Annotated in this window: 16 protein-coding genes; 4 read left to right on the top strand and 12 right to left on the bottom strand. The window is 69.0% G+C overall.

Translation table 11 applies throughout. From position 1 onward, the window contains the following. Positions 1-145: 145 nt before the first annotated feature. Positions 146-1,654 carry an ammonium transporter gene (locus LGN10_RS20815; protein WP_226224905.1) on the bottom strand — a complete coding sequence of 503 codons (1,509 nt, stop codon included), beginning with the start codon at positions 1,652-1,654 and terminating at the stop codon, positions 146-148. A gap of 37 nt (positions 1,655-1,691) precedes the next feature. Then, positions 1,692-2,030 carry a P-II family nitrogen regulator gene (locus tag LGN10_RS20810; protein WP_006398175.1) on the bottom strand — a complete coding sequence of 113 codons (339 nt, stop codon included), beginning with the start codon at positions 2,028-2,030 and terminating at the stop codon, positions 1,692-1,694. Between the two features lie 356 nt (positions 2,031-2,386). On the opposite strand from LGN10_RS20810, the gene LGN10_RS20805 reads away from it, so the two are divergent. Then, positions 2,387-2,638 (top strand): accessory factor UbiK family protein, encoded by a 252-nt coding sequence (locus tag LGN10_RS20805; protein ID WP_006489451.1) that lies wholly within the window; start codon positions 2,387-2,389, stop codon positions 2,636-2,638. Positions 2,639-2,929: 291 nt separating this feature from the next. Beyond that, positions 2,930-4,534, top strand: a complete 1,605-nt coding sequence (locus LGN10_RS20800) for a YifB family Mg chelatase-like AAA ATPase (protein WP_226224904.1) — start codon at positions 2,930-2,932, stop codon at positions 4,532-4,534. Between the two features lie 333 nt (positions 4,535-4,867). On the opposite strand, the gene LGN10_RS20795 is transcribed toward LGN10_RS20800, so the two are convergent. Continuing rightward, positions 4,868-5,440: a hypothetical protein gene (locus tag LGN10_RS20795; RefSeq protein ID WP_226224903.1), complete on the bottom strand. Its 573-nt coding sequence runs from the start codon at positions 5,438-5,440 to the stop codon at positions 4,868-4,870. 171 nt (positions 5,441-5,611) lie between these two features. On the opposite strand from LGN10_RS20795, the gene LGN10_RS20790 reads away from it, so the two are divergent. Beyond that, positions 5,612-6,148: a peroxiredoxin family protein gene (locus LGN10_RS20790; RefSeq protein ID WP_059576053.1), complete on the top strand. Its 537-nt coding sequence runs from the start codon at positions 5,612-5,614 to the stop codon at positions 6,146-6,148. A gap of 71 nt (positions 6,149-6,219) precedes the next feature. On the opposite strand, the gene LGN10_RS20785 is transcribed toward LGN10_RS20790, so the two are convergent. The 9 genes from LGN10_RS20785 to LGN10_RS20745 form a co-directional block, all read right to left on the bottom strand. Next, positions 6,220-7,572, bottom strand: coding sequence for a sigma-54-dependent transcriptional regulator (locus tag LGN10_RS20785; RefSeq protein WP_060966609.1), 1,353 nt, complete (start codon positions 7,570-7,572; stop codon positions 6,220-6,222). Positions 7,573-7,669: 97 nt separating this feature from the next. Continuing rightward, positions 7,670-9,679, bottom strand: a complete 2,010-nt coding sequence (locus LGN10_RS20780) for a sensor histidine kinase (RefSeq protein ID WP_059642724.1) — start codon at positions 9,677-9,679, stop codon at positions 7,670-7,672. 4 nt (positions 9,680-9,683) lie between these two features. Beyond that, the gene (locus tag LGN10_RS20775) at positions 9,684-10,976 is read right to left on the bottom strand and encodes a dicarboxylate/amino acid:cation symporter (RefSeq protein WP_059576044.1); all 1,293 of its coding nucleotides are present in this window, start codon (positions 10,974-10,976) and stop codon (positions 9,684-9,686) included. Between the two features lie 368 nt (positions 10,977-11,344). Then, positions 11,345-13,030, bottom strand: coding sequence for a cation acetate symporter (locus LGN10_RS20770; protein WP_226224901.1), 1,686 nt, complete (start codon positions 13,028-13,030; stop codon positions 11,345-11,347). Positions 13,031-13,041: 11 nt separating this feature from the next. Continuing rightward, a complete protein-coding gene (locus LGN10_RS20765; RefSeq protein ID WP_059576041.1) occupies positions 13,042-13,347 on the bottom strand; it encodes a DUF485 domain-containing protein in 306 nt (101 codons plus the stop codon). 194 nt (positions 13,348-13,541) lie between these two features. After that, on the bottom strand, positions 13,542-14,747 hold the full coding sequence (locus tag LGN10_RS20760) for a CaiB/BaiF CoA transferase family protein (protein WP_060966608.1): 1,206 nt from the start codon (positions 14,745-14,747) through the stop codon (positions 13,542-13,544). Between the two features lie 29 nt (positions 14,748-14,776). Beyond that, entirely contained in the window at positions 14,777-15,922 is a 1,146-nt protein-coding gene (locus LGN10_RS20755; protein ID WP_226224899.1) for an acyl-CoA dehydrogenase family protein, read from the bottom strand. A 14-nt stretch (positions 15,923-15,936) separates the two neighbouring features. Then, positions 15,937-17,133: an acyl-CoA dehydrogenase family protein gene (locus LGN10_RS20750; protein WP_124658676.1), complete on the bottom strand. Its 1,197-nt coding sequence runs from the start codon at positions 17,131-17,133 to the stop codon at positions 15,937-15,939. A 29-nt stretch (positions 17,134-17,162) separates the two neighbouring features. Continuing rightward, entirely contained in the window at positions 17,163-19,298 is a 2,136-nt protein-coding gene (locus LGN10_RS20745; RefSeq protein WP_226224897.1) for a 3-hydroxyacyl-CoA dehydrogenase NAD-binding domain-containing protein, read from the bottom strand. Between the two features lie 261 nt (positions 19,299-19,559). Between LGN10_RS20745 and LGN10_RS20740 the strand changes: the two genes are divergently transcribed. Beyond that, positions 19,560-20,522 carry a LysR family transcriptional regulator gene (locus LGN10_RS20740; RefSeq protein ID WP_226224895.1) on the top strand — a complete coding sequence of 321 codons (963 nt, stop codon included), beginning with the start codon at positions 19,560-19,562 and terminating at the stop codon, positions 20,520-20,522. Positions 20,523-20,596: the final 74 nt, after the last annotated feature.

Below are 20,596 nucleotides of genomic sequence, written 5' to 3'. Positions count from 1 at the left end.
CTATTGACCCGATAGAGTGAAGGGTTATCCGCTACGTCAGCGCGTGACAGGAGAAAAAAAGCCCGCCGGTGAGGCGGGCCGAAGTCGCTGCGCTCATTCGGAGCGGGCGCCGTCGTCGCGGCGGCCCGCCGTTGATTCGTGTGACTTATTCCACGTGCTCGCCGTGCAGGATCACGTCGAGACCTTCGCGCTCTTCCTCTTCGGTCACGCGCAGGCCGATCGTCAGGTCGATCAGCTTCAGCAGCACGAAGCTCAGCACGCCGCTGTAGACCAGCGTGATCAGCACGCCCTTCGCCTGCAGCAGCAGGCTGCCGTCGAAACCGCCGATGTCCTTGACCGCGAATACCCCGGTCAGCAGCGCGCCGAGAATCCCGCCGATGCCGTGCACGCCGAACGCGTCGAGCGAATCGTCGTAGCCGAGCTTCGACTTGAGCCAGGTGGCCGACCAGAAGCAGATCACGCCCGCCGCGATGCCGATCACGAGCGCGCCCGCCACGCCGACGAAGCCGGCTGCCGGCGTGATCGCCACGAGACCCGCGACCGCGCCCGACACGATGCCGAGCACCGACGGCTTGCCCTTCGCGATCCACTCGGCGAACATCCAGCCGAGCGCCGCGCAGGCGGTCGCGACTTGCGTCGTCAGCATCGCGAAGCCGGCACGGCCGTCGGCCGCGACCGCCGAACCCGCGTTGAAGCCGAACCAGCCGACCCACAGCATCGAGCCGCCGATCATCGTCAGCACGAGGTTGTGCGGCGCCATCGATTCACGACCGTAGCCGACGCGCTTGCCGAGCACCAGGCACGACACGAGGCCCGCGATACCGGCGTTGATGTGCACCACCGTGCCGCCCGCGAAGTCGAGCACGCCGTCGGCCGACAGCCAGCCGGTCGGCTCCCACACCATGTGCGCGATCGGCACATAGACGATCAGCGACCAGAGCGTCATGAACACGAGCATCGCCGAGAACTTCATCCGGTCGGCGAACGCGCCGCAGATCAGCGCCGGCGTGATGATCGCGAACGTCATCTGGTAGACGAAGTAGACCGATTCCGGAATCGTCGTCGCGAGGTGGCTGACGGTCAGCGTCGTCGCCTTGTCGCCCTTCACGTAGGCCATGCCGTGCAGGAACACGCGCGACAGGCCGCCGATGAAGCCGTTGCCCGGCGTGAACGCGAGGCTGTAGCCGACCACCGTCCACAGCACCGTGATCAGCGCGGTGATCGCGAAGCTCTGCATCACGGTCGCGAGCACGTTCTTCTTGCGGACCATGCCCGCGTAGAACAGCGCGAGGCCGGGGATCGTCATGAACAGCACGAGCGCGGTGGACGTCAGCATCCACGCGGTGTCGCCCGCGCTGATCTTCGACGAATCGACCGAGAACGGGGCCGTCGGTGCGGCCGGGGCGGCCGGCGCGGACGCGGCGGCGGCAGCCGATGCGTCGGCCGCGCCCGAAGCCGGTGCGGCGGCGGATGCGTCGGCGGCCGGTGCGGAAGCCGCCGGGGCAGCCGGAGCTGCGGCAGCCGATGCGTCGGAAGCCGTGGCGGCGGGCGTGGAACCAGCCGCGGCGGACGCCGCGTCGTCCGCGAGCGCGGAGCCGACGCCGGCCGCGATCAGCGAGCCTGCCATCAGCAGGGACATCAGAAGTTTGCGCATCTTGGGTTTCCTCTTGTCGCTTGTCTTGTCTGTTCTGTTACAGCGCGTCGGCGCCCGTCTCCCCGGTGCGAATCCGGATCACCTGTTCGATCGGCGTGACGAAGATCTTGCCGTCGCCGATCTTGCCCGTGCGCGCCGCCCGCTCGATCGCTTCCACCGCCTGGTCGACGAGATCGTCGGAGACGGCCGCCTCGATCTTCATCTTCGGCAGGAAATCGACCACGTATTCGGCGCCGCGGTACAGCTCGGTGTGCCCCTTCTGGCGCCCGAACCCTTTCACCTCCGTCACCGTGATGCCCGAGACGCCAAGCGCCGACAGCGCCTCGCGCGTCTCATCGAGCTTGAACGGCTTGATGATTGCGGTAATGAGTTTCATGAAGTCCTCTCGCTGGGTTGTCCCGTCGAATTGGTTGGAATGTTGTAACGGACTCTTCTCAGCAACTCGCATGCCATGTCGGCCCGAACACCGTCTCGAGCGGCTTCGGAACGGGGTCACATCGCGTGGTGTAAGGCGCGGAAGCCCGGCCGAATGGCCAACATGGGCCGCTTTGCTGGCGCGGCGAAAGGATCGTTGCTAGAGTGCACGCACGTCCCGGAACGCCGGGCCATTCACCCATGCGGGCGCCATGCCCGGAATTCGCGCCCCGCGCGCACCATTTCCGGTCATGCGTGCATCATGGGCACGTACGCAACTGAAGATGCACATTTTTTGTGCAAGGAAGGGGAATCACCATGAAGCAACCCAGCGACGTTTTCAACGACCTGCAATCGCGCGTCAGCGATTTGCTGAAAAACTCGCCGGCCAAGGACGTCGAGCGCAACGTGAAGGCCATGTTGTCGCAAGGCTTCTCGAAGCTCGATCTCGTCACGCGCGAGGAATTCGACACCCAGGCACAGGTGCTCGCCCGCACCCGCGTGCGCCTCGAGGAACTCGAAAAGCGCGTCGCGGAACTCGAGCAGAAGCTCGCCGCCCCGCAGGCCTGACGCCCCACCCGGCCGCGAGGGCCGGGCGCGGGCCGCCACGTGCGGCCTGCGCCCGCCACCTTCCTCCACGCTTCGTCGTCCGTCGTTCTTCGCCGTACCCTCCGCTCTTCGCCGTTCATCGTTCTTCGCAGCATCCTCCGCTCTTCGCAGTCCATCGCTCTTCGCAGTTCGTCGTTCGCAACACCTCGTTCTTTCCCCGCGCCACGCCGGCAAGCGCGCACCGATTTCTCCGATTCCCGCGGCGTGCGGCCCCGAACGGCCGTCGTCCGCCCGTCATGCAGGAGCCTCGCCATGTCGCTCGCCGTGGTGCGCAGTCGCGCGCCCGCCTCCGGCCGCGCGCCGGACGTCACCGTCGAAGTCCATCTCGCCAACGGATTGCCGTCGTTCTCGATCGTCGGGCTGCCCGATCTCGAAGTCCGCGAAAGCCGCGAGCGCGTGCGCGCCGCGCTGCAGAACTGCGGATTCGAATTCCCGGTGCGCCGCATCACCGTCAATCTCGCGCCGGCCGATCTGCCGAAGGAATCGGGCCGTTTCGACCTGCCGATCGCGCTCGGCATCCTTGCCGCGAACGGCCAGATCCCGGCCGACGCGCTGGCCGGCCGCGAGTTCGCGGGCGAGCTGTCGCTGACGGGCGCGCTGCGGCCGATGCGCGGCGCGTTCGCGATGGCCTGCGGCGCCGCGCGGGACTGGCGCGCGGCGCAATCCGGCGCAGGCAGCGCCGGCGGCCCGGGCCTTGATTTCCCCGCCCCGCGCGATTGCACCGCGACATCGCGGCCGCCCGAGCTGTATCTGCCGCTCGACAGCGCAGCCGAGGCCGCGCTCGTGCCGGGCGTGACCGTATTCGGTGCACGCGACCTGCCCGCACTGTGCGCGCACCTCGCCGATGCGCCGGACGGGCGGCTCGCGCCGGTCGCGGCGCCCTGCCTCGACGGCCTGCCGGCGCCGGCCGCCCCCGACCTCGCGGACGTCGTCGGGCAGCGGGGCGCCCGGCGCGCGCTCGAAGTCGCGGCCGCGGGCGGCCATCACATGCTGATGGTCGGGCCGCCCGGGGCCGGCAAGTCGATGCTGGCCGCGCGCCTCGCGGGGCTGCTGCCGCCGCTCACCGACGACGAGGCGCTGACCTCGGCCGCGCTGCTGTCCGCGAGCCGGCTCGGCTTCTCGCCCGCGCAGTGGCGCCGCCGGCCGTTCCGCGCGCCGCATCACTCGTCGAGCGCCGCCGCGCTGGTGGGCGGCCGCAATCCGCCGCAGCCGGGCGAAATCACGCTCGCGCACCTCGGCGTGCTGTTTCTCGACGAGTTGCCGGAATTCGACCGTCACGTGCTGGAAATGCTGCGCGAGCCGCTCGAAGCCGGCCGCATCACGATCTCGCGCGCGGCCCAGCAGGCCGACTTCCCCGCCGCGTGCCAGTTGATCGCCGCGATGAACCCGTGCCCGTGCGGCTGGCACGGCGATCCGTCCGGGCGCTGCCGCTGCTCGCCGGACGTCGCCGCCCGCTATCTGCGCAAGCTGTCGGGGCCGCTGCTCGATCGCATCGACATCCAGATCGACCTGCCCGCGCTGTCGCCGGCCGAGCTCGCGACGCGCGCGACGGCGCCCGGCGAGCCGAGCGCGGCGGTGGCCGCCCGGGTCGCGCAGGCGCGTGCGCTGCAGCTCGAGCGGCAGGGCAAGACGAATCACATGCTGAGCGGCCGCGAAACCGACGACCTGTGCCGGCCGACCGACGAAGGCGAGCGGTTGCTGCGCGAGGCCGGCGAGCGCTTCGGCTGGTCGGCGCGCGCGTATTTCCGCGTGCTGAAAGTCGCGCGGACGATCGCCGACCTGGCCGGCGACCCGCTGCCGACGGCCGCGCAGATCGCCGAGGCGATCCGCTACCGGCGCGCGTTGACGGCGCTGTGAGCGCGCGAGGAGGACAAAATCAGGCTGTCAAGACTTGACTTATGCACAATTTCGCGAATCCGGCCCCGGATCGCGGCTCGCCGCGGCCTTTGCCGGAGGGAATTCGTATCCCGTTGTTTTAATTGATTTTTCTCAAAGGGCGAACGGGCGACCAAACGGGCCGGAAGGCCGGCCGGCGCGGCTCTGCGGGAGATACGCGCGACTTTTCAACAAAGTTATCCACATGCGCTGTGGATAGTCGAAAAACCCTCGCAAAATCCGGCGATTAGCGTCGAAAGCTGCGAATGAACTTTCAGTTGTCGCAGCGTGTCTGAGCGCCCTCGCCGGCCGTCGTCAATCGAGTTTGAACGAGCCGAAAAACTGGTCGAGCTGCTCCTGCGCGAGCGGCCCGTCGGCGATCACGACGGCCTGGTACGCGTGCCGGCCGCGCGCGGCGAGCCGCGCGATGATCGTCTTGCGGGCACGATCGCCGCCGGCGGCCGCGCCCGCGATGCGCAGCTCGACCCCGCTCACCGCGCCGCCGGCCGCGAGCGGCACCGGCACTGCCGCCGTCCGCGGCGCGCCGTCGAGGTTGCGCGACAGCCCGGCGCGCAGGAATTCGAGCGCCGCGCGGCGCGTGTCGTCGCGATCGTCGGGCAGCGTCAGCGTGCCGACCGCGAATACCGCGCCGTCGACATGCGCGGCCTGCATCCGCATCGGCATCGACGTGCCGCCGAGCACCACCGGCTGCTCCTCGACGGTCGGCTTCGCCGGCAGGTCGATCGTATAGCCGGCATCGTTGTGCAGCGTGCGCCAGTCGTACGACGGCGAGCACGCGGCCAGGGCGGCGCTCAGGCAGGCCAGCGCGGCGAAGTGTCGCAGCGGACGAAAAAGGCGGCACAACGAATCGATGACTTCCTTCGGCATGGCGTGGATCGCGGCAGGCAAAAAGGGCCATTATCCGCCGAACCCGAAAACCGGGATGCAGGCCGCCGCCGGTGCGCGCGCCGCATTCGCGCTAAAATGAGCGCCGAATTTCGACGTCCTTTTGTCGACGTCGTTTGCATCGATCCGCGTCATCGACTCCGAGAGCACCAGATGAACACCACGCCTTCCACCCGCCGCAGTGCCGGCCCCGTGCGCTACCTCGTCGCGGCGGCCGTCGTCGCGGCGATCGCCGTCGCCGGCTTCTTCGCGTTCAACGGCAAGTCCAGCGTGCCGGACGCGACCTTCACGCTGCTGTCGGGCCAGAAGGTCTCGACCGCCGGCGACCTGAAGGGCAAGGTCTATCTCGTGAACTTCTGGGCGACAAGCTGCGCGACCTGCATGCAGGAAATGCCGCAGATGGTCGATACCTACAATCGCTTCAAGGGTCAGGGGCTGGAATTCGTCGCGGTCGCGATGAACTACGATCCGCCGATGTACGTCGCGAACTACGCGCAGACGCGCCAGTTGCCGTTCAAGGTCGCGCTCGACGACGGCAGCGTCGCGAAGCAGTTCGGCAACGTGCAGCTCACGCCGACGACCTTCGTCGTCGACAAGGACGGCAAGATCCTGAAGCGCTACGTCGGCGCGCCGCAATTCGCGGAACTCGACGCGCTGCTCAAGAAGGCGCTCGACGGCAACGCGGCCTGAGCGCCGGACTTGCAGGGCCGCACACCGCGCCCTGCTCCGCAAAACGGACCGCACCGCGGTCCGTTTGCATTTCAGCGCTCGGTTTCGCCTTTCGCCGACAGCCCGTAGCGCTTCATCTTCTCGTACAGCGTCGCCTTGCCGACATGCAGCCGGTCGGCCGTCGCCGCGACCGCGCCGCCCGTCTGGTTCAGCGCCTCGGCGATCACCGCGCGCTCGAACTGCTCGATGCGCTCCTTCAGCGTCTGGTCGTTGCCGGCGGCATCGCCCGCGCCCGTTTCCTGCGGCATGTCGGCCACGCCGAGCACGAAGCGGTCGGCTGCGTTGCGCAGCTCGCGCACGTTGCCCGGCCAGTCGCGCTGCATCAGGCTCGCGCGCTGCCGGTCGGTCAGCACCGGCGCGGGCCGCCCGTAGCGCACGGCCGCGTCGAGCATGAAGTGCTCGAACAGCGGCACGATGTCCTCGCGGCGCTCGGCGAGCGGCGGCAGCGCGATCGTCACGACGTTGAGCCGGTACAGCAGGTCGCGCCGGAACGTGCCGGCCGCGACGAGCTCGCTCATGTCGCCCTTCGCGGCCGCGACCACGCGGCAGTTCACGCGGATCGGCTGGTTCGAGCCGAGCCGCTCCAGCACGCCGTCCTGCAGCACGCGCAAGAGCTTCACCTGCAGCGCGAGCGGCATGCTTTCGATTTCGTCGAGGAACAGCGTGCCGCCGGACGCGTATTCGAGCTTGCCGACGCGCCGCTTCGCCGCGCCGGTGAACGCGCCGGGCTCGTAGCCGAACATCTCCGACTCGAACATCGGCTCGGGCAGCGCGCCGCAATTGACCGCGATGAACGGCTTGTCGCGGCGCGGCGACAGCTCGTGCAGGCTGCGCGCGATCAGCTCCTTGCCGGCGCCCGTGTCGCCGTTGATCAGCACCGACGCGTCGGTCGGCGCGATGTTCGCGATCAGCTTGCGCACCTGCTCGATCGCCGGGCTGCGGCCGATGATGCGCGGCGCGACGACGTTCTGCCCGGCCAGCTCGCGCCGCAGCGCGTGGTTCTCGAGCACGAGCTCGCGGCGCTCGAGCGCGCGGCGTACCGTCTCGATCAGGCGCTCGGCCGCGAACGGCTTCTCGATGAAGTCGTACGCGCCGTCGCGCATCGCCTGCACGGCCATCGAGATGTCGCCGTGCCCGGTGACGAGGATCACCGGCACGTCGGGCACGCGCTCGCGGCACTGCGCGAGCACGTCGAGCCCGCTGGCACCCGGCAGCCGGATGTCGCTGACGATCGCGCCGGCGGTATCCGCGACGATCGCCTTCTCGGCCGCCTCGGCCGACTCGAAGCCGGCGACGTCGAAGCCCGCCAGTTGAAGGCTCTGCACGCTCGCCCGGCGCACGAGCGCATCGTCTTCGATATAGATCACTTGCAGCCGGTTGGCCATCTTGGTCACTTGCTCCTGACAGGCCGCGCGGCGCCCGCGCGGCTCTCGTTGATGCCGGTCGTCGCCGACCGGGCCTGCATCCTGCCGCCCGTCCAGGCTAATGCGAGCCCGCCGGCTCGGACACGGAGTCCGGATGATGCGTGCGGGCGCGCCGCAGCGTCAAGACGAACAGCGCGCCGCCCGACGGGGCATTGCGGGCGGTCAGCGCGCCGCCCGCGTCGCTGGCGATCGACGACGAGATCGCGAGGCCGAGCCCGAGCCCGCGCCCCATTTCCTTGGTCGTGAAGAACGGCTCGAACAGGCGCGGCAGCAAATCGGGCGCAATGCCGGAGCCGTTGTCGCGCACCTCGACCGCGAGCGTCGCGGCCGACACCGCGATCGTCACCTCGATGGCCGGCGCCGCGACGCCGGCCACCGCGTCGAGCGCGTTGCCGAGCAGATTGATCAGCACCTGTTCGAGGCGCAGGTCCTCGCAGCGCGCGACGAGTTCGGGATAGTCGCGCGCCAGATCGAGCGGCGCATCCCGCGCGGGCGACACGGTGGCATCCTGCAGCGTCAGCGTGAGCGCGACGCCGCGCAGGCGCTCGTCGAGCAACGACAGCACGCTGCGCAGCGCACGCACGACGAGCGCCTGCTCGTTGCGCGGCTTCGCGCGGCCGACGAACAGTTTCAACTGGTTGGTGATCTTGCCCATCCGCTCGGTGAGCGCGGCGATCGCCTCGAGATTCTCGCGCGCGGCGGCCTGCTCGCCGCGATCGAGCAGCACGCGCGTGTTGTCCGAGAAGCTGCGCAGCGCCGCGAGCGGCTGGTTCAGTTCATGCGTGATGCCGGCCGCCATCTGGCCGAGCGCGGCGAGCTTGCTCGCCTGGATCAGTTCGTCGTGCGCGGCGCGCAGCTCCTGCTCCGCGCGGATCCGGTCGCCGACTTCCTTCTGCAACTGCTCGTTCGCTTCAGACAAATCGGCCGTACGCTCCTCGACGCGCCGGTTCAGCTCCGCGTACGCCTGCTGCAGCAGCGCGCGGCCACGGATCATCTCGCGCACGCGGGCACGGCGCATCCGCCAGTAGAACGCGAGCAGCGCGACCGACACGAAGCCGAAGCCGGTGACGATCGTCGCGTTGCGCGCGTCGGCATCGATCGGCGCGATCGGCGCGAGCGTGACGAGCAGCCAGTCGGGCTCGCCGATCCGGCGCTTGCTGGCGAGAAAGCGCGGCGCGCGCCGGCCGGCGCCGAGGCGCACGATTTCCGCATCGGCGCCGAGCGTCTGCTCGACGCGCAGCGGCAGCGGCGTGACCGGTTGCTGCGCGTACTGGCGCGTTTCGTAGATCGATGCGGCGACGGGCCCCGTGAGCGGGCGCAGCGTGTGGTACTTCCATGCGGGCACCGACGACAGGAACACGACGCCGTGATCGTCCGCGACGACGAGCGGCTCCGACGCATCGGCGCCCTGGAACCATTCGAGATTGAGCTTCACGACGACGACGCCCGCGATCCTGCCGTCGCGCCACACCGGCTGCGAGATGTAGTAGCCGGGGTCGCGCGAGATCGTGCCGATCCCGAAGAAGCGGCCGACCCGGCCGTTCATCGCATCGACGAAATACGGGCGGAAACGGTATTCGATCCCGACGAAGCTGTCGGGCGCGCGCCAGTTGCTGGCGGCGACGCACAGGCCGTCCGCGCCGATCACGTAGGTGACGGTCGCGTGCGCGTGCTCGTTGAGGTCTTCGAGATAGCGGTTGACGCGCGCGGTGTAGTCGGCGCGCTTCGGCTCGGCGAGCAGATCCTGCACGTACGGATGGCTGCCGAGCAGATAAGGCAGCGATTCGTAGCGGTCGAGCGTGCTCTTGAGCGCGTTGGTGGTGCGATCGACGCGCACCGCGGCATTGCGCTGCAGCTCGGCGACGCCGCGCTGCCAGGTGATCGTCCACGTCAGCGCGCACGCCGCGGCGAGCGCGGCGGCGAGCACGACGAGGATGAGCAGGCGGCGCGTCACGGTCGAGGCTTCCTGACGATGCGGATCGCCTATTGTGTCATAGGGCTCCGCATCGATGCCCGGGCCGCCGCGCGGCGCGCCGCCCGCGGGCGACACCGCCGCCTGCTCGCTCATGCCGTCAGACGCCGGCCGTCGTCTCGGTCGGCGCGACTTCGCCGCCGCCCTTCAGCGCCTGGCGCAGCTTGTTGCGGTCGAGCTCCTTCTCCCACGCCGACACGACGACGGTCGCCACGCCGTTGCCGACGATGTTGGTCAGCGCGCGGCATTCGCTCATGAAGCGGTCGATGCCGAGGATCAGCACCATGCCCGACAGCGGGATCGTCGGCACGACGGCCAGCGTCGCGGCGAGCGTGATGAAGCCCGCGCCGGTCACGCCGCTCGCGCCCTTCGACGTGAGCATCGCGACGGCCAGCAGCGTGAGCTGCTGCATCCACGTCAGCTCGATGTTGGTCGCCTGCGCGATGAACAGCACGGCCATCGTCATGTAGATGTTGGTGCCGTCGAGGTTGAACGAATAGCCGGTCGGCACGACGAGGCCGACGACCGAACGCGAGCAGCCGGCCTTCTCGAGCTTTTCCATCAGCTGCGGCAGCGCGGCTTCCGACGAGCTCGTGCCGAGCACGATCAGCAGCTCTTCCTTGATGTACGACACGAAGCGGATGATCGAGAAGCCGGTGAAGCGCGCGATCGCGCCGAGCACGACGAGCACGAACACGAGCGACGTCAGGTAGAACGTGCCGATCAGCTTGAGCAGCGGCACCAGCGAGCCGACGCCGTACTTGCCGATCGTGAACGCCATCGCGCCGAACGCGCCGATCGGCGCCAGCTTCGTGACGATGTGCACGATGCCGAACAGCACGCGCGTCAGGCCGTCGATGAAGTCGGTCACGACCTTGCCGCGCTCGCCGAGGTGCGCGAGCACGCTGCCGAACAGCAGCGCGATCAGCAGGATCTGCAGGATTTCACCCTGCGCGAACGCATCGACCATCGTGTTCGGGATGATGTGCATCAGGAAGTCGACCGTCGACTGCCCGTGCGCCTTCGCCGCATACGACGCGACGGCCTTGCCGTCGAGCGTCGCCGGATCGATGTTGAAGCCGACGCCCGGACGCAGCAGGTGCGTGGCCGCGAGGCCGAGCAGCAGCGCGAAGGTCGACACGATCTCGAAGTACAGCAGCGCCTTGCCGCCGACGCGGCCGACCTTCTTCATGTCCTCCATGCCGGCGATGCCGGTGACGACCGTACAGAAGATGATCGGGCCGATCACCATCTTGATCAGCTTGATGAAGCCGTCGCCGAGCGGTTTCATGTCGGTGGCGATCGACGGGTAGTAGTGGCCGAGGATCACGCCGACGATGATGGCGAAGATCACCTGCACATAGAGCACTTTGTAGAAGGGTTTCTTCTTCACGATGGTTCCTGCTGAAGTAGATGAGCCGGTGGAAACGGCGTCACGCGCGCAGGGATGAATGAGAACGGGGGGCAATCCCCCCGAAGGCATTCGCCCGCGCGGCTGCCGTGCCGCAACAAGCGATGCCTCAGGACATCCGGAGGGGGAGGAAGGCATTGGTCATCGGTTGTCTCCTTGGTTTAATAGTCAGGCCGGGGGGCCGGCCATGCGCTTTATATTGCAAGGTCGATGCCAGGTTTCCGGAACCCCTCAAGCCGTTGTTTTCATTGTATTTCTCATAATGCGGCAGGCAAGGAAATCCGGTATTACGGATTTCCGGAAAATATCCGTCCGGCGATCCGGACGGATCCATCGTTTCATCGGACGAATCAGTGCTGCACGGCCCGGCTCGCGAGCACGCCCGTCTGCGCGTAGAACTCCTGCCGCGCGAACGCGTCGCGCTCGCGGCGTGCGCGCTCGCCGCGATCCAGGAGCGAGCCGACGACGATCCCGACGAACGCGAGCGGCACCGACACGAGCGCCGGATTGTCGAGGAACACCGCCGCATGCGCGTGGTGCAGCACGTCGACCCACACCGACTTCGACAGCACCGTGAGCGCGACCGCCGACACGAGGCCGAGGCCGCCGCCGAGCACCGCGCCGCTTGTGGTCATCCCGCGCCAGAAGATCGACATCGCGAGCACCGGGAAATTGGCGCTCGCGGCCACCGCCGCGACGAGCCCGACCATGAACGCGACGTTCACGTGCTCGAACAGGATCGACAGCGCGATCGCGACGGCCGACAGCCCGATCGTCGCCGCGCGCGAAATGCGCATCTCCAGCCGCTCGTCGGGCTTGCCGCGCGCCCACATCTGCGCATAGAGATCGTGCGAGATCGTGGTCGCACCGGCGAGCGTCAGCCCGGCGACCACCGCGAGGATCGTCGCGAACGTGACGGCCGCGATGAATCCGTAGAACCAGTTGCCGCCCACCGCCTGCGCGAGCTTCACCGCGACCATGTTCGAGCCGCCGAGCAGGTCGTGCGTCAGGTTGAACGTGCCGTTCGCGCCGAGCCGGAAGAATTCCGGATGCTGCGCGAGCAGCACGATCGCCGAGAAGCCGATCACGAAGGTCAGCAGGTAGAAGTAGCCGATGAAGCCGGTCGCGTACAGCACCGACTTGCGCGCCTCCTTCGCGTTCGGCACCGTGAAGAAGCGCATCAGGATGTGCGGGAAGCCGGCCGTGCCGAACATCAGCGCGATGCCGAGCGACAGCGCGTTGGCCGGGTCGCGGATCAGCTTGCCGGGCCCCATGATCGACAGCGCGCCCGGATGCACGGCCACCGCGCGGCGGAACATCGCGTCGATGCTGAAGCCGAATTCGCCGAGCGCGAGCCACGCGAGCAGCGTCGCACCGGCGAGCAGCAGCACGGCCTTGATCACCTGCACCCAGGTGGTCGCGGTCATTCCGCCGAAGAATACGTAGACGACCATCAGCACGCCGACGATCAGCTCGGCCGTGCCGTACGACAGCCCGAACAGCAACTGGATCAGCTTGCCCGCGCCGACCATCTGCACGACGAGGTACAGCACGACGATCGTCAGCGCGTTCGCGGACGTCAGCAGCCGGATCGGCCGCTGCGCGAAGCGATACGCGACGACGTCGACGAACGTGAACTTGCCGAGGTTGCGCAGCGGCTCGGCGATCAGGAACATCACGAACGGCCAGCCGACCAGGAAGCCGATCGAGTAGATCAGCCCGTCGAAGCCGAACATGAACACCATCCCCGACAGCCCGAGGAACGACGCGGCCGACATGTAGTCGCCCGCGATCGCGAGCCCGTTCTGCAGCCCGGTGATGCCGCCGCCGGCCGTGTAGAAATCGCGCGTCGAGCGCGTGCGGCGCGCGGCCCAGCGCGTGAGCGCGAGCGTCGCGAACACGAACGCGAAGAACATCGCGATCGCGACCGGGTTCAGCTCGACCTTGTCGGGCATCGGGCCGGCGACGCCGGTCGCATGGGCGGTGGAGGCAACGAGAACGGCCAGCGCGACGGGCGCGCTCGAAATGAATCGCATGTCGGCCTCCGTCACGGACGTTGCAGGATCGCGTCGACGCGGCGGTCGAACGCACGGTTCGCGCGCAGCACGTAGCACGCGGTCAGGCCGATCGCGATCAGGATGATCGCGACGCCCGCGGCGATCCCGACCGTCGTCGTCGCGCCGCGGTACAGCGGCGCGGCGAGCACGTGCGGCGCGAGCGCGACGAGCAGGATGAAGCCGTAGTACGTGGCGATCATCAGCGCGGTGAGCGTGAAGCTGAAGCGGCGCCGTGCGCGCACGAGTTGCTGGTAGTCGCGGCGCGCCGTGACCGATTCGATGACGGAAAGCTCCATGTTGTCTCCGGTGTCGACCAGAGTTAGTGCTTTAGCACTTACTCTGGTCCCATGCTTCGCGGACGAACTGAGTTGGCGCTTCAGCGCCTACTCAGGTCCCCGCAGGGCAAGTCGCCTCGTCGTCGCGAGAGCTGTCTTGTGGATGATCGGCGCGTGATCGGCATCCGCCCGCGCCGTGGCGGCACATCAATGCGTTACACGACGCGATCCGCCCGCAGCCGCGCGACGTCCTCCGCCGACATCCCGAGCCAGCCGCCGAGCACCGCCTCCGTATCCGCGCCGAGCACCGGCGGCGCGCCGCGCACCGGCAGCCGCGCGCCGTCGAAGCGGTACGGCGGCGCGAGCACGTCGACGCCGCCCGCGACCGGATGCGGCTGCCGCGTGACGAGCCCGGCGCGGGTCGCGCGTTCGGACGTCAGCGCTTCGTGCAATCCGAGCACTTCGCCGCACGGAATGCCCGCCTCGGCGAGCGCCGCCAGCAGCGTCGCGCGCGACCGGCGCGCGAGTTCGCCACGAATCTCGGGCAGCAGGTCGGCGCGATTCTCCGAGCGGCCGAGGTTGGTCCTGTAGCGTTCGTCCGCCGCGAGATCGGGCCGCTCGATCGCATCGCAAAAGCGTGCGAACTGCGTGTTGTTGCCGACCGTGATCACGAGCGGGCCGTCGGCCGCGTCGAACACGCCGTACGGCACGATCGACGGATGCGCGTTGCCGTAGCGCGGCGGGTCCGCGCCCATCAGCAGCGCGTCGAGCCCGTAGTACGCGGTGATCATCAGCCCGCAGTCGAACAGCGCCATCTCGATGCGCCGCCCGCGTCCGGTCGCATGGCGTTCGTACAACGCGGCGAGGATCGCCTGCGCCGAATACATGCCGGTGAACAGGTCGACCGCCGCGACGCCGAACTTCAGCGGCGGCTGGCCGGCCTCGCCGTTCAGCGCCATCAGCCCGGCCTCGCCCTGCACGACGAGGTCGTAGCCGGGCCGCGCGGCCTCCGGGCCGGAGCGGTCGTAGCCGGAGATCGCGCAATGCACGAGCCGCGGATTCAGTTCGGCCAACGCGTCGTAGCCGAGCCCGAGCTTCTCCGCGCCGCCGCACTTGAAGTTGTGGATCACCACGTCGGCCTGCGCGGCCAGCTCGCGCGCGATGCGCCGGCCGGCTTCCGTCTGCAGGTCGACGCAGATCGACCGCTTGCTGCGGTTCACGCTGTTGAAATAGGTGGTTTCGGTGTCGCCGATCCGCAGCCCCCAGTCGCGCGTATCGTCGCCGCGCGCCGGATGCTCGACCTTGATCACCTCCGCGCCGAAATCGGCGAGCACCATCGCGCACCACGGACCCGCGAGCACGCGCGAGAAATCGAGCACCTTCACGCCGGCCAGCGGCAGCGCGCGCGTGTCGTTCGTCATCCTTGTCTCCTCCATTCGCGTTTCGCCGCTTATTGTTTCGACAGCGCGATGTAGCGCGCGAGGTGGTGATCCTCGTCGCCGAGCTGGTGATCGATCATCACGAGACGCTTCGCGTAATGCGACAGCGGCAGCTCCCACGTCATCCCGATCCCGCCGTGCAGCTGAATGCTTTCCTCGGCGACGAGCGTGCCGATCCGGCCAACGCTGTACTTCGCCGCGGCGAGCGCGCGCTCGCGCACCACGCGCGGCGCATCGAGCTGCGCGGCGGCGTTGATCACGGCCGAGCGCGCCTGCTCGACTTCGAGTAGCAGATCGGCCATCCGGTGCTGCAGCGCCTGGAAGCTGCCGATCGGCATCCCGAACTGCTTGCGCGTGCGCAGGTAGTCGAGCGTGTGCGCCTTCGCGACGTCCATCGCGCCGAGCGCTTCCGCCGACAGCGCGAGCAGCCCGTAGCCGAGCACGCGTTCGAGCAACTCGGCGCCCGCTTCGCCGTCGAGCGCATCCGGCGCGCCGAGCGCGGCGTCGGCCGGCAGCGCGACGCGCTCGAAGCGCACTTCGGCCGCACGGCCGCCGTCGATCTTCCTGTAATCGCGCAGCGACACGCCCGGCGCATCGGCCGGCACGACGAACAGGCCGATGCCGGCCGCATCGTCGTCGCGCCCCGACACGCGCGCGCTGACGACGAAGAACGCCGCCTGCGCGGCCTGGTCGACGACGCCCTTCGCGCCCGTGAGCACCCAGCCGTCGCCCGCACGTTCGGCGCGCGTGCGCACGGTCGTCAGCTCGTAATGCGAGCCCGGTTCGTCGTGCGCGAACGCGGCGCTCGCGCTGCCGTCGATCAGCGCGGCGAGCCGCTCGCGATGCGCGTCGCCGCCGGCGAGCGCGAGCGCACGGCCCGCGAGCAGCGCGCCGAGGAACGGCTCGACGACGAGCCCGCGCCCGAGGCATTCGAACACCACGGCGATATCGAAGCCCGCGCCGCCGAAGCCGCCGTCGGCTTCGGCGAACAGCGCGCCGACCGTACCGAGTTCGGCGAAGCGCCGCCACATCGCGCGGTCGAAGCCTTCGGCCGACTGCGCGATGCGGTCGCGCACCGGGAACGCGTACTGTTCGGCGATGAAGCGGTTCAACGTGTCCGCCAGCATCCGGCGGTCTTCTGTGTGCTGGAAATCCATCGTCGCGTCCCTCGTCACAGCCCGAGCATCATCTTCGCGATGATGTTCTTCTGGATCTCGTTCGAGCCGCCGAAGATCGACAGCTTCCGGTTGTTGAAATACTGCTGCGCGGCGCTCGCGGCTTCTTCCGGGCCGACCGGTTCGCCGTCGTAATCGGCATCGAGCGCTTCATCGACGAACGGCTGCGCGTACGGCCCCATCGCTCGCCGCATCAGCGCGGTGATCTCCTGGCGGATCTGCGTGCCGCGAATCTTCAGCATCGAGCTTTCCGCGCCCGGCACGCCGCCGCCCGCGACTGCGGCCAGCACGCGCAGATTGGTCGTGCGCATGTTTTCCAGCTCGATCTCGACGCGTGCGACGCGCGCCGCGAAGAACGGATCGTCGGCGAGCGGCCGGCCGTTCTTCATGACCTTCGCGGCCACCGCGCGCAGCCGGTCGAGCGCGGCGGTCGAGAAGCCGATCCCCGCGATGTTGGTGCGCTCGTACGTGAGCAGATATTTCGCGTAGGTCCAGCCGCGATTCTCCTCGCCGACCAGGTTCTCCACCGGCACGCGCACGTCGGTGAAGAAGACCTCGTTCACCTCGTGCTCGCCGTCGAGCGTGATGATCGGGCGGACCTCGACGCCCGGCGTGTTCATGTCGATCAGCAGGAAGCTGATGCCTTCCTGCTTGCGCACGTCGGTCGCGGTGCGCACGAGGCAGAAGATCATGTTCGCGTAGTGGCCGAGCGTGGTCCATGTCTTCTGGCCGTTCACGACGTAGTGATCGCCGTGGCGTACCGCGGTGGTCTTCACCGACGCGAGATCGGACCCGGCGCCCGGCTCCGAGTAGCCCTGGCACCACCAGTCGGTGCCGTCGAGAATGCGCGGCAGCCAGTGGCGCTTCTGCGCGTCGCTGCCGTACTTGATCAGCACGGGGCCGAGCATGTTCACGCCGAACGGCACGATGCGCGGCGCGCCGGCGAGCGCGCATTCGTTGTCGAACAGGAACTTCTGCGCGACGCTCCAGCCGGGGCCGCCGTATTCGCGCGGCCAGTGGCTCGCGAGCCAGCCGCGGGCATGCAGGATCGCGTGCCATTCGCGCATGTCGTCGCGCGTGAGATGCAGGCCGCCCTTCACCTTGCGCGCGATGCGCTCGGGCAGTTCGGCTTGCAGGAAGCGCTGCACTTCGGTGCGGAACGCCTCCTCTTCGGGAGTGAAATCGAGGTTCATCGTAGGTCCGTTGCGAATGCGGTGGGCGTTCAGTCGATGCGGTTCAGGCTCGCGAAATCCGCGCCGCGCGCGACGAGATCGACGAGCAGCGGCGACGGCTTCCAGAACAGCGGATCTTCCTTCGCGAACGCGCGGATATCGGCGAGCACGTTCGCGAGGCCGACCGTGTCCGCGTAGTGCATCGGGCCGCCGCGGTAACGCGGAAAACCGTAGCCGTACAGGAACACCGCGTCGACGTCGAGCGGGCGCAGCGCGATCTTCTCGTGCACGACGTTCGCGCCTTCGTTGATCATCGCGGCGAGGTAGCGGCGCAGGATTGCTTCATCGGTGAACGTGCGCGGCGTGACGCCCTTCTTCGCGCGTTCTTCCGCGACGATCGCGTCGACTTCCGGGTCGGGCGTGCCGACACGCGCGCCGTCCGGATACAGGTAGTAGCCGCGGCCGGTCTTCTGCCCGAACCAGCCGCGCTCGCACAGCCGGTCGGAAATCTCCACGTAGCGCGCGTTCGGATCGCGCGTCGCCGCGCGGCGCTTGCGGGTCGCCCAGCCGATGTCGCCGCCCGCGAGGTCGACCACCTGGAACGGGCCCATCGGGAAGCCGAACCCGCGCACCGCGCGATCGATCTGGTACGGCGACGCGCCGTCTTCCATCAGGTAGTCGGCCGCGGTGCGATAGACGGCGAGGATCCGGTTGCCGATGAAGCCGTCGCACACGCCCGCGCGCACCGGCGTCTTCTTCAGTTGCCTGGCCAGCGCGAACGCGGTCGCGACGACGTCCGCGCTCACGCGCGCCGGCACGACGATCTCGAGCAGCTTCATCACGTTGGCCGGCGAGAAGAAATGCAGGCCGATCACGTCGGCCGGCCGGTCGATGCTCGCGGCGAGCGCGTCGATGTCGAGATACGACGTGTTGGTCGCGAGCACCGCGCCCGGCTTGCACACGCGGGCGAGTTCGGCGAACACCGCCTGCTTCACGGCCATGTCCTCGAACACGGCTTCGATCACGACGTCGGCCTGCGCGAGCGCGTCGTACGACGTGCTGCCCTTGAAGCGCGCGAGGCGCGCCGCGTGCGCGGCCGGCGTCATCCGCCCTTTCGCGACGAGGCCGTCGTACACCTTCTCGACATGCGCCCGGCCGCGCGCGAGCGACGCTTCGTCGCGCTCGATCATCGTCACCGGCAGCCCGGCGTCGAGCGCCGCGACCGCGATGCCCGCGCCCATCGTGCCGCCGCCGACCACGCCGATCCGCTCGACCGGCCGTGCGCTCGCGTGCCGCGCCTCGGGCGCCTTCGCCGCCTCGCGTTCCGCGAAGAACGCATGCACGAGGCCCGCGCGCTGCGGGCTGTCGACGCACTGCAGGAACAGGCCGCGTTCGAGCTTCATCCCCGCGTCGAACGACTGCGTGAGCGCGGCCTCGACCGCGTCGACGATCTTCGCCGGCGAGAAAAGGCCACGCGACTTCTTCGGCAATTCCGCGCGCGCCGCATCGATCGCGGCCTGCGCGGCCGCGCGGTCGGCGAGGCCCTGCGCGTCGCGCGTACGGCGCACCGGCGCGCCGAGCGACACGAGTTCCTGCGCATAGGCGAGCCCTTCGGCAAGCGTGTCGTCGCTGTGCGCGATGCGATCGACGAGGCCGAGCGCGAGCGCTTCCTCGGCGCTCGCATGGCGGCCCGTCAGCATCAGGTCGAGCGCGGCCTTCGCGCCGATCAGGCGCGGCGCGCGCTGCGTGCCGCCCGCGCCGGGCAGCAGGCCGAGCGTCACTTCCGGCAGCCCGAGCTTCGCGCCGGGCACCGCGAGCCGGTAATGCGCGGCCAGCGCGACCTCGAGGCCGCCGCCGAGCGTCGCGCCGTGCAGCGCGACCACGACCGGCTTCGCGCCCGATTCGATCCGCTCGCACACGTCGGGCAGCGACGGCGGCACGGGCGGCTTGCCGAATTCGCGGATGTCGGCGCCCGCGATGAAGTTGCGGCCGGCGCCGACGATCAGCACCGCGCGGATCGCGTCGTCGGCCTGCGCGGCGTCGATCGCGTCGGCGAGGCCGCGCCGCACGTCGGCGGACAACGCGTTGACGGGCGGGTGATCGATCGTGACGACGAGCACCTTGTCGCGCCGTTCGCGCGTGACGGTGCCGGTGGCGGATGTTTCGGGGGAAGCGGGTGAATTCATCGTGTCTCCAGGTGCGGTGCGCCGGGCGGGCGGGACCGGCCGCCGGGTCGGCGGCGACGCCGGTTCGCGAGCGGGGTCCCGCGCGGCGGGAAACGGTCCGGCGTGGTTGCCGGGCATGACTCGATTCTCGATTGATCGAGATTCATTGACAATTCCCGCGCGCCTTTACAAGCTGTCAAGCCCGACTTGACATTGAATGCTTTCGAACCGTTTCGGCCCGTTGTTTCGGCCCTTTAAGCGGAACGGATCAGGAGACCCCGGATGGACCTGAACGCGCTGACGCTGCTCGTCGAGATCCTCGACGCGGGCAATCTCAGCAAGGCCGCGCAGCGGCTCAAGATGAGCCGGGCGAACGTCAGCTACCGGCTGAACCAGCTCGAACGCTCGATCGGCCAGCAGCTCGTGCGGCGCACGACGCGGCGCATCGAGCCGACCGAGATCGGGCTCAAGCTGTACGAGCATGGCCGGCGCATCCGCAACGAATTGCTGGCCGCGCAGGAATCGGTGACGACGCTCGGGCAGGACCTGCAGGGCCGCGTGCGGCTGTCGGTGCCGAGCGGCTATGGGCAGATGGTGATGTCCGAGTGGCTGCTCGCGTTCAAGCGGCTGCATCCGGGCATCGTGCTCGACGTGGTGTTCGAGAATCGCGTGGAAGACCTGATGCGCGACGAAGTCGACATCGCGATCCGCGTGATGTCGGAGCCGCCGCAGAACCTCGTCGCGCGCGACATGGGCGCGGTGCGCTACGTCGCGTGCGCGTCGCCCGCGTTCGCGGCCGCGCACGGGATGCCCGCGACGCTCGGCGCGCTGGCCGCCGCGCCGGTCGTCACCGCGACGGTGCTCGGCCGGCAGTTGCGGATCGCCGCGTATCTCGGCGACGAGCGCCACGAGGTGCTGCTCGAACCGACGCCGATTTCGGAGAACTTCCTGTTCCTGCGCCAGGCGATCCTCGCGGGGATCGGCGTCGGCATCGTGCCCGACTACGTGATGCAGGACGACCTGCGGCACGGCACCGTCGTCACGTCGCTCGACGCATACCGGCTCAGTATCTTCGGCACGCACATGTACATGCTGTACATGCCGAACCGCCACCACACGCGCGCCACCGCCACGTTCATAGAGTTCATCCTCGAACAGGCCGGAAAGACCGGCCGGGGCGGGCACGGCGGGATGCGTCAGGGTTTCCTGTCGGATGACAAGCCGCCGGGCGCGCGGCGACAATAGCGCGCCGGGGCGGGCGGCGCCGCTGCGCCCGTGCCGACGGCAACGTCGACATCGACGCCGCCGTCTCGTTCGAA

Origin of the sequence: Burkholderia sp. AU32262 (assembly GCF_020419985.1) — a bacterium.
GTDB lineage: Bacteria > Pseudomonadota > Gammaproteobacteria > Burkholderiales > Burkholderiaceae > Burkholderia > Burkholderia semiarida.
Note: the sequence above shows the minus strand (reverse complement) of the source record. Positions and strands in the feature narration are given on the sequence as shown.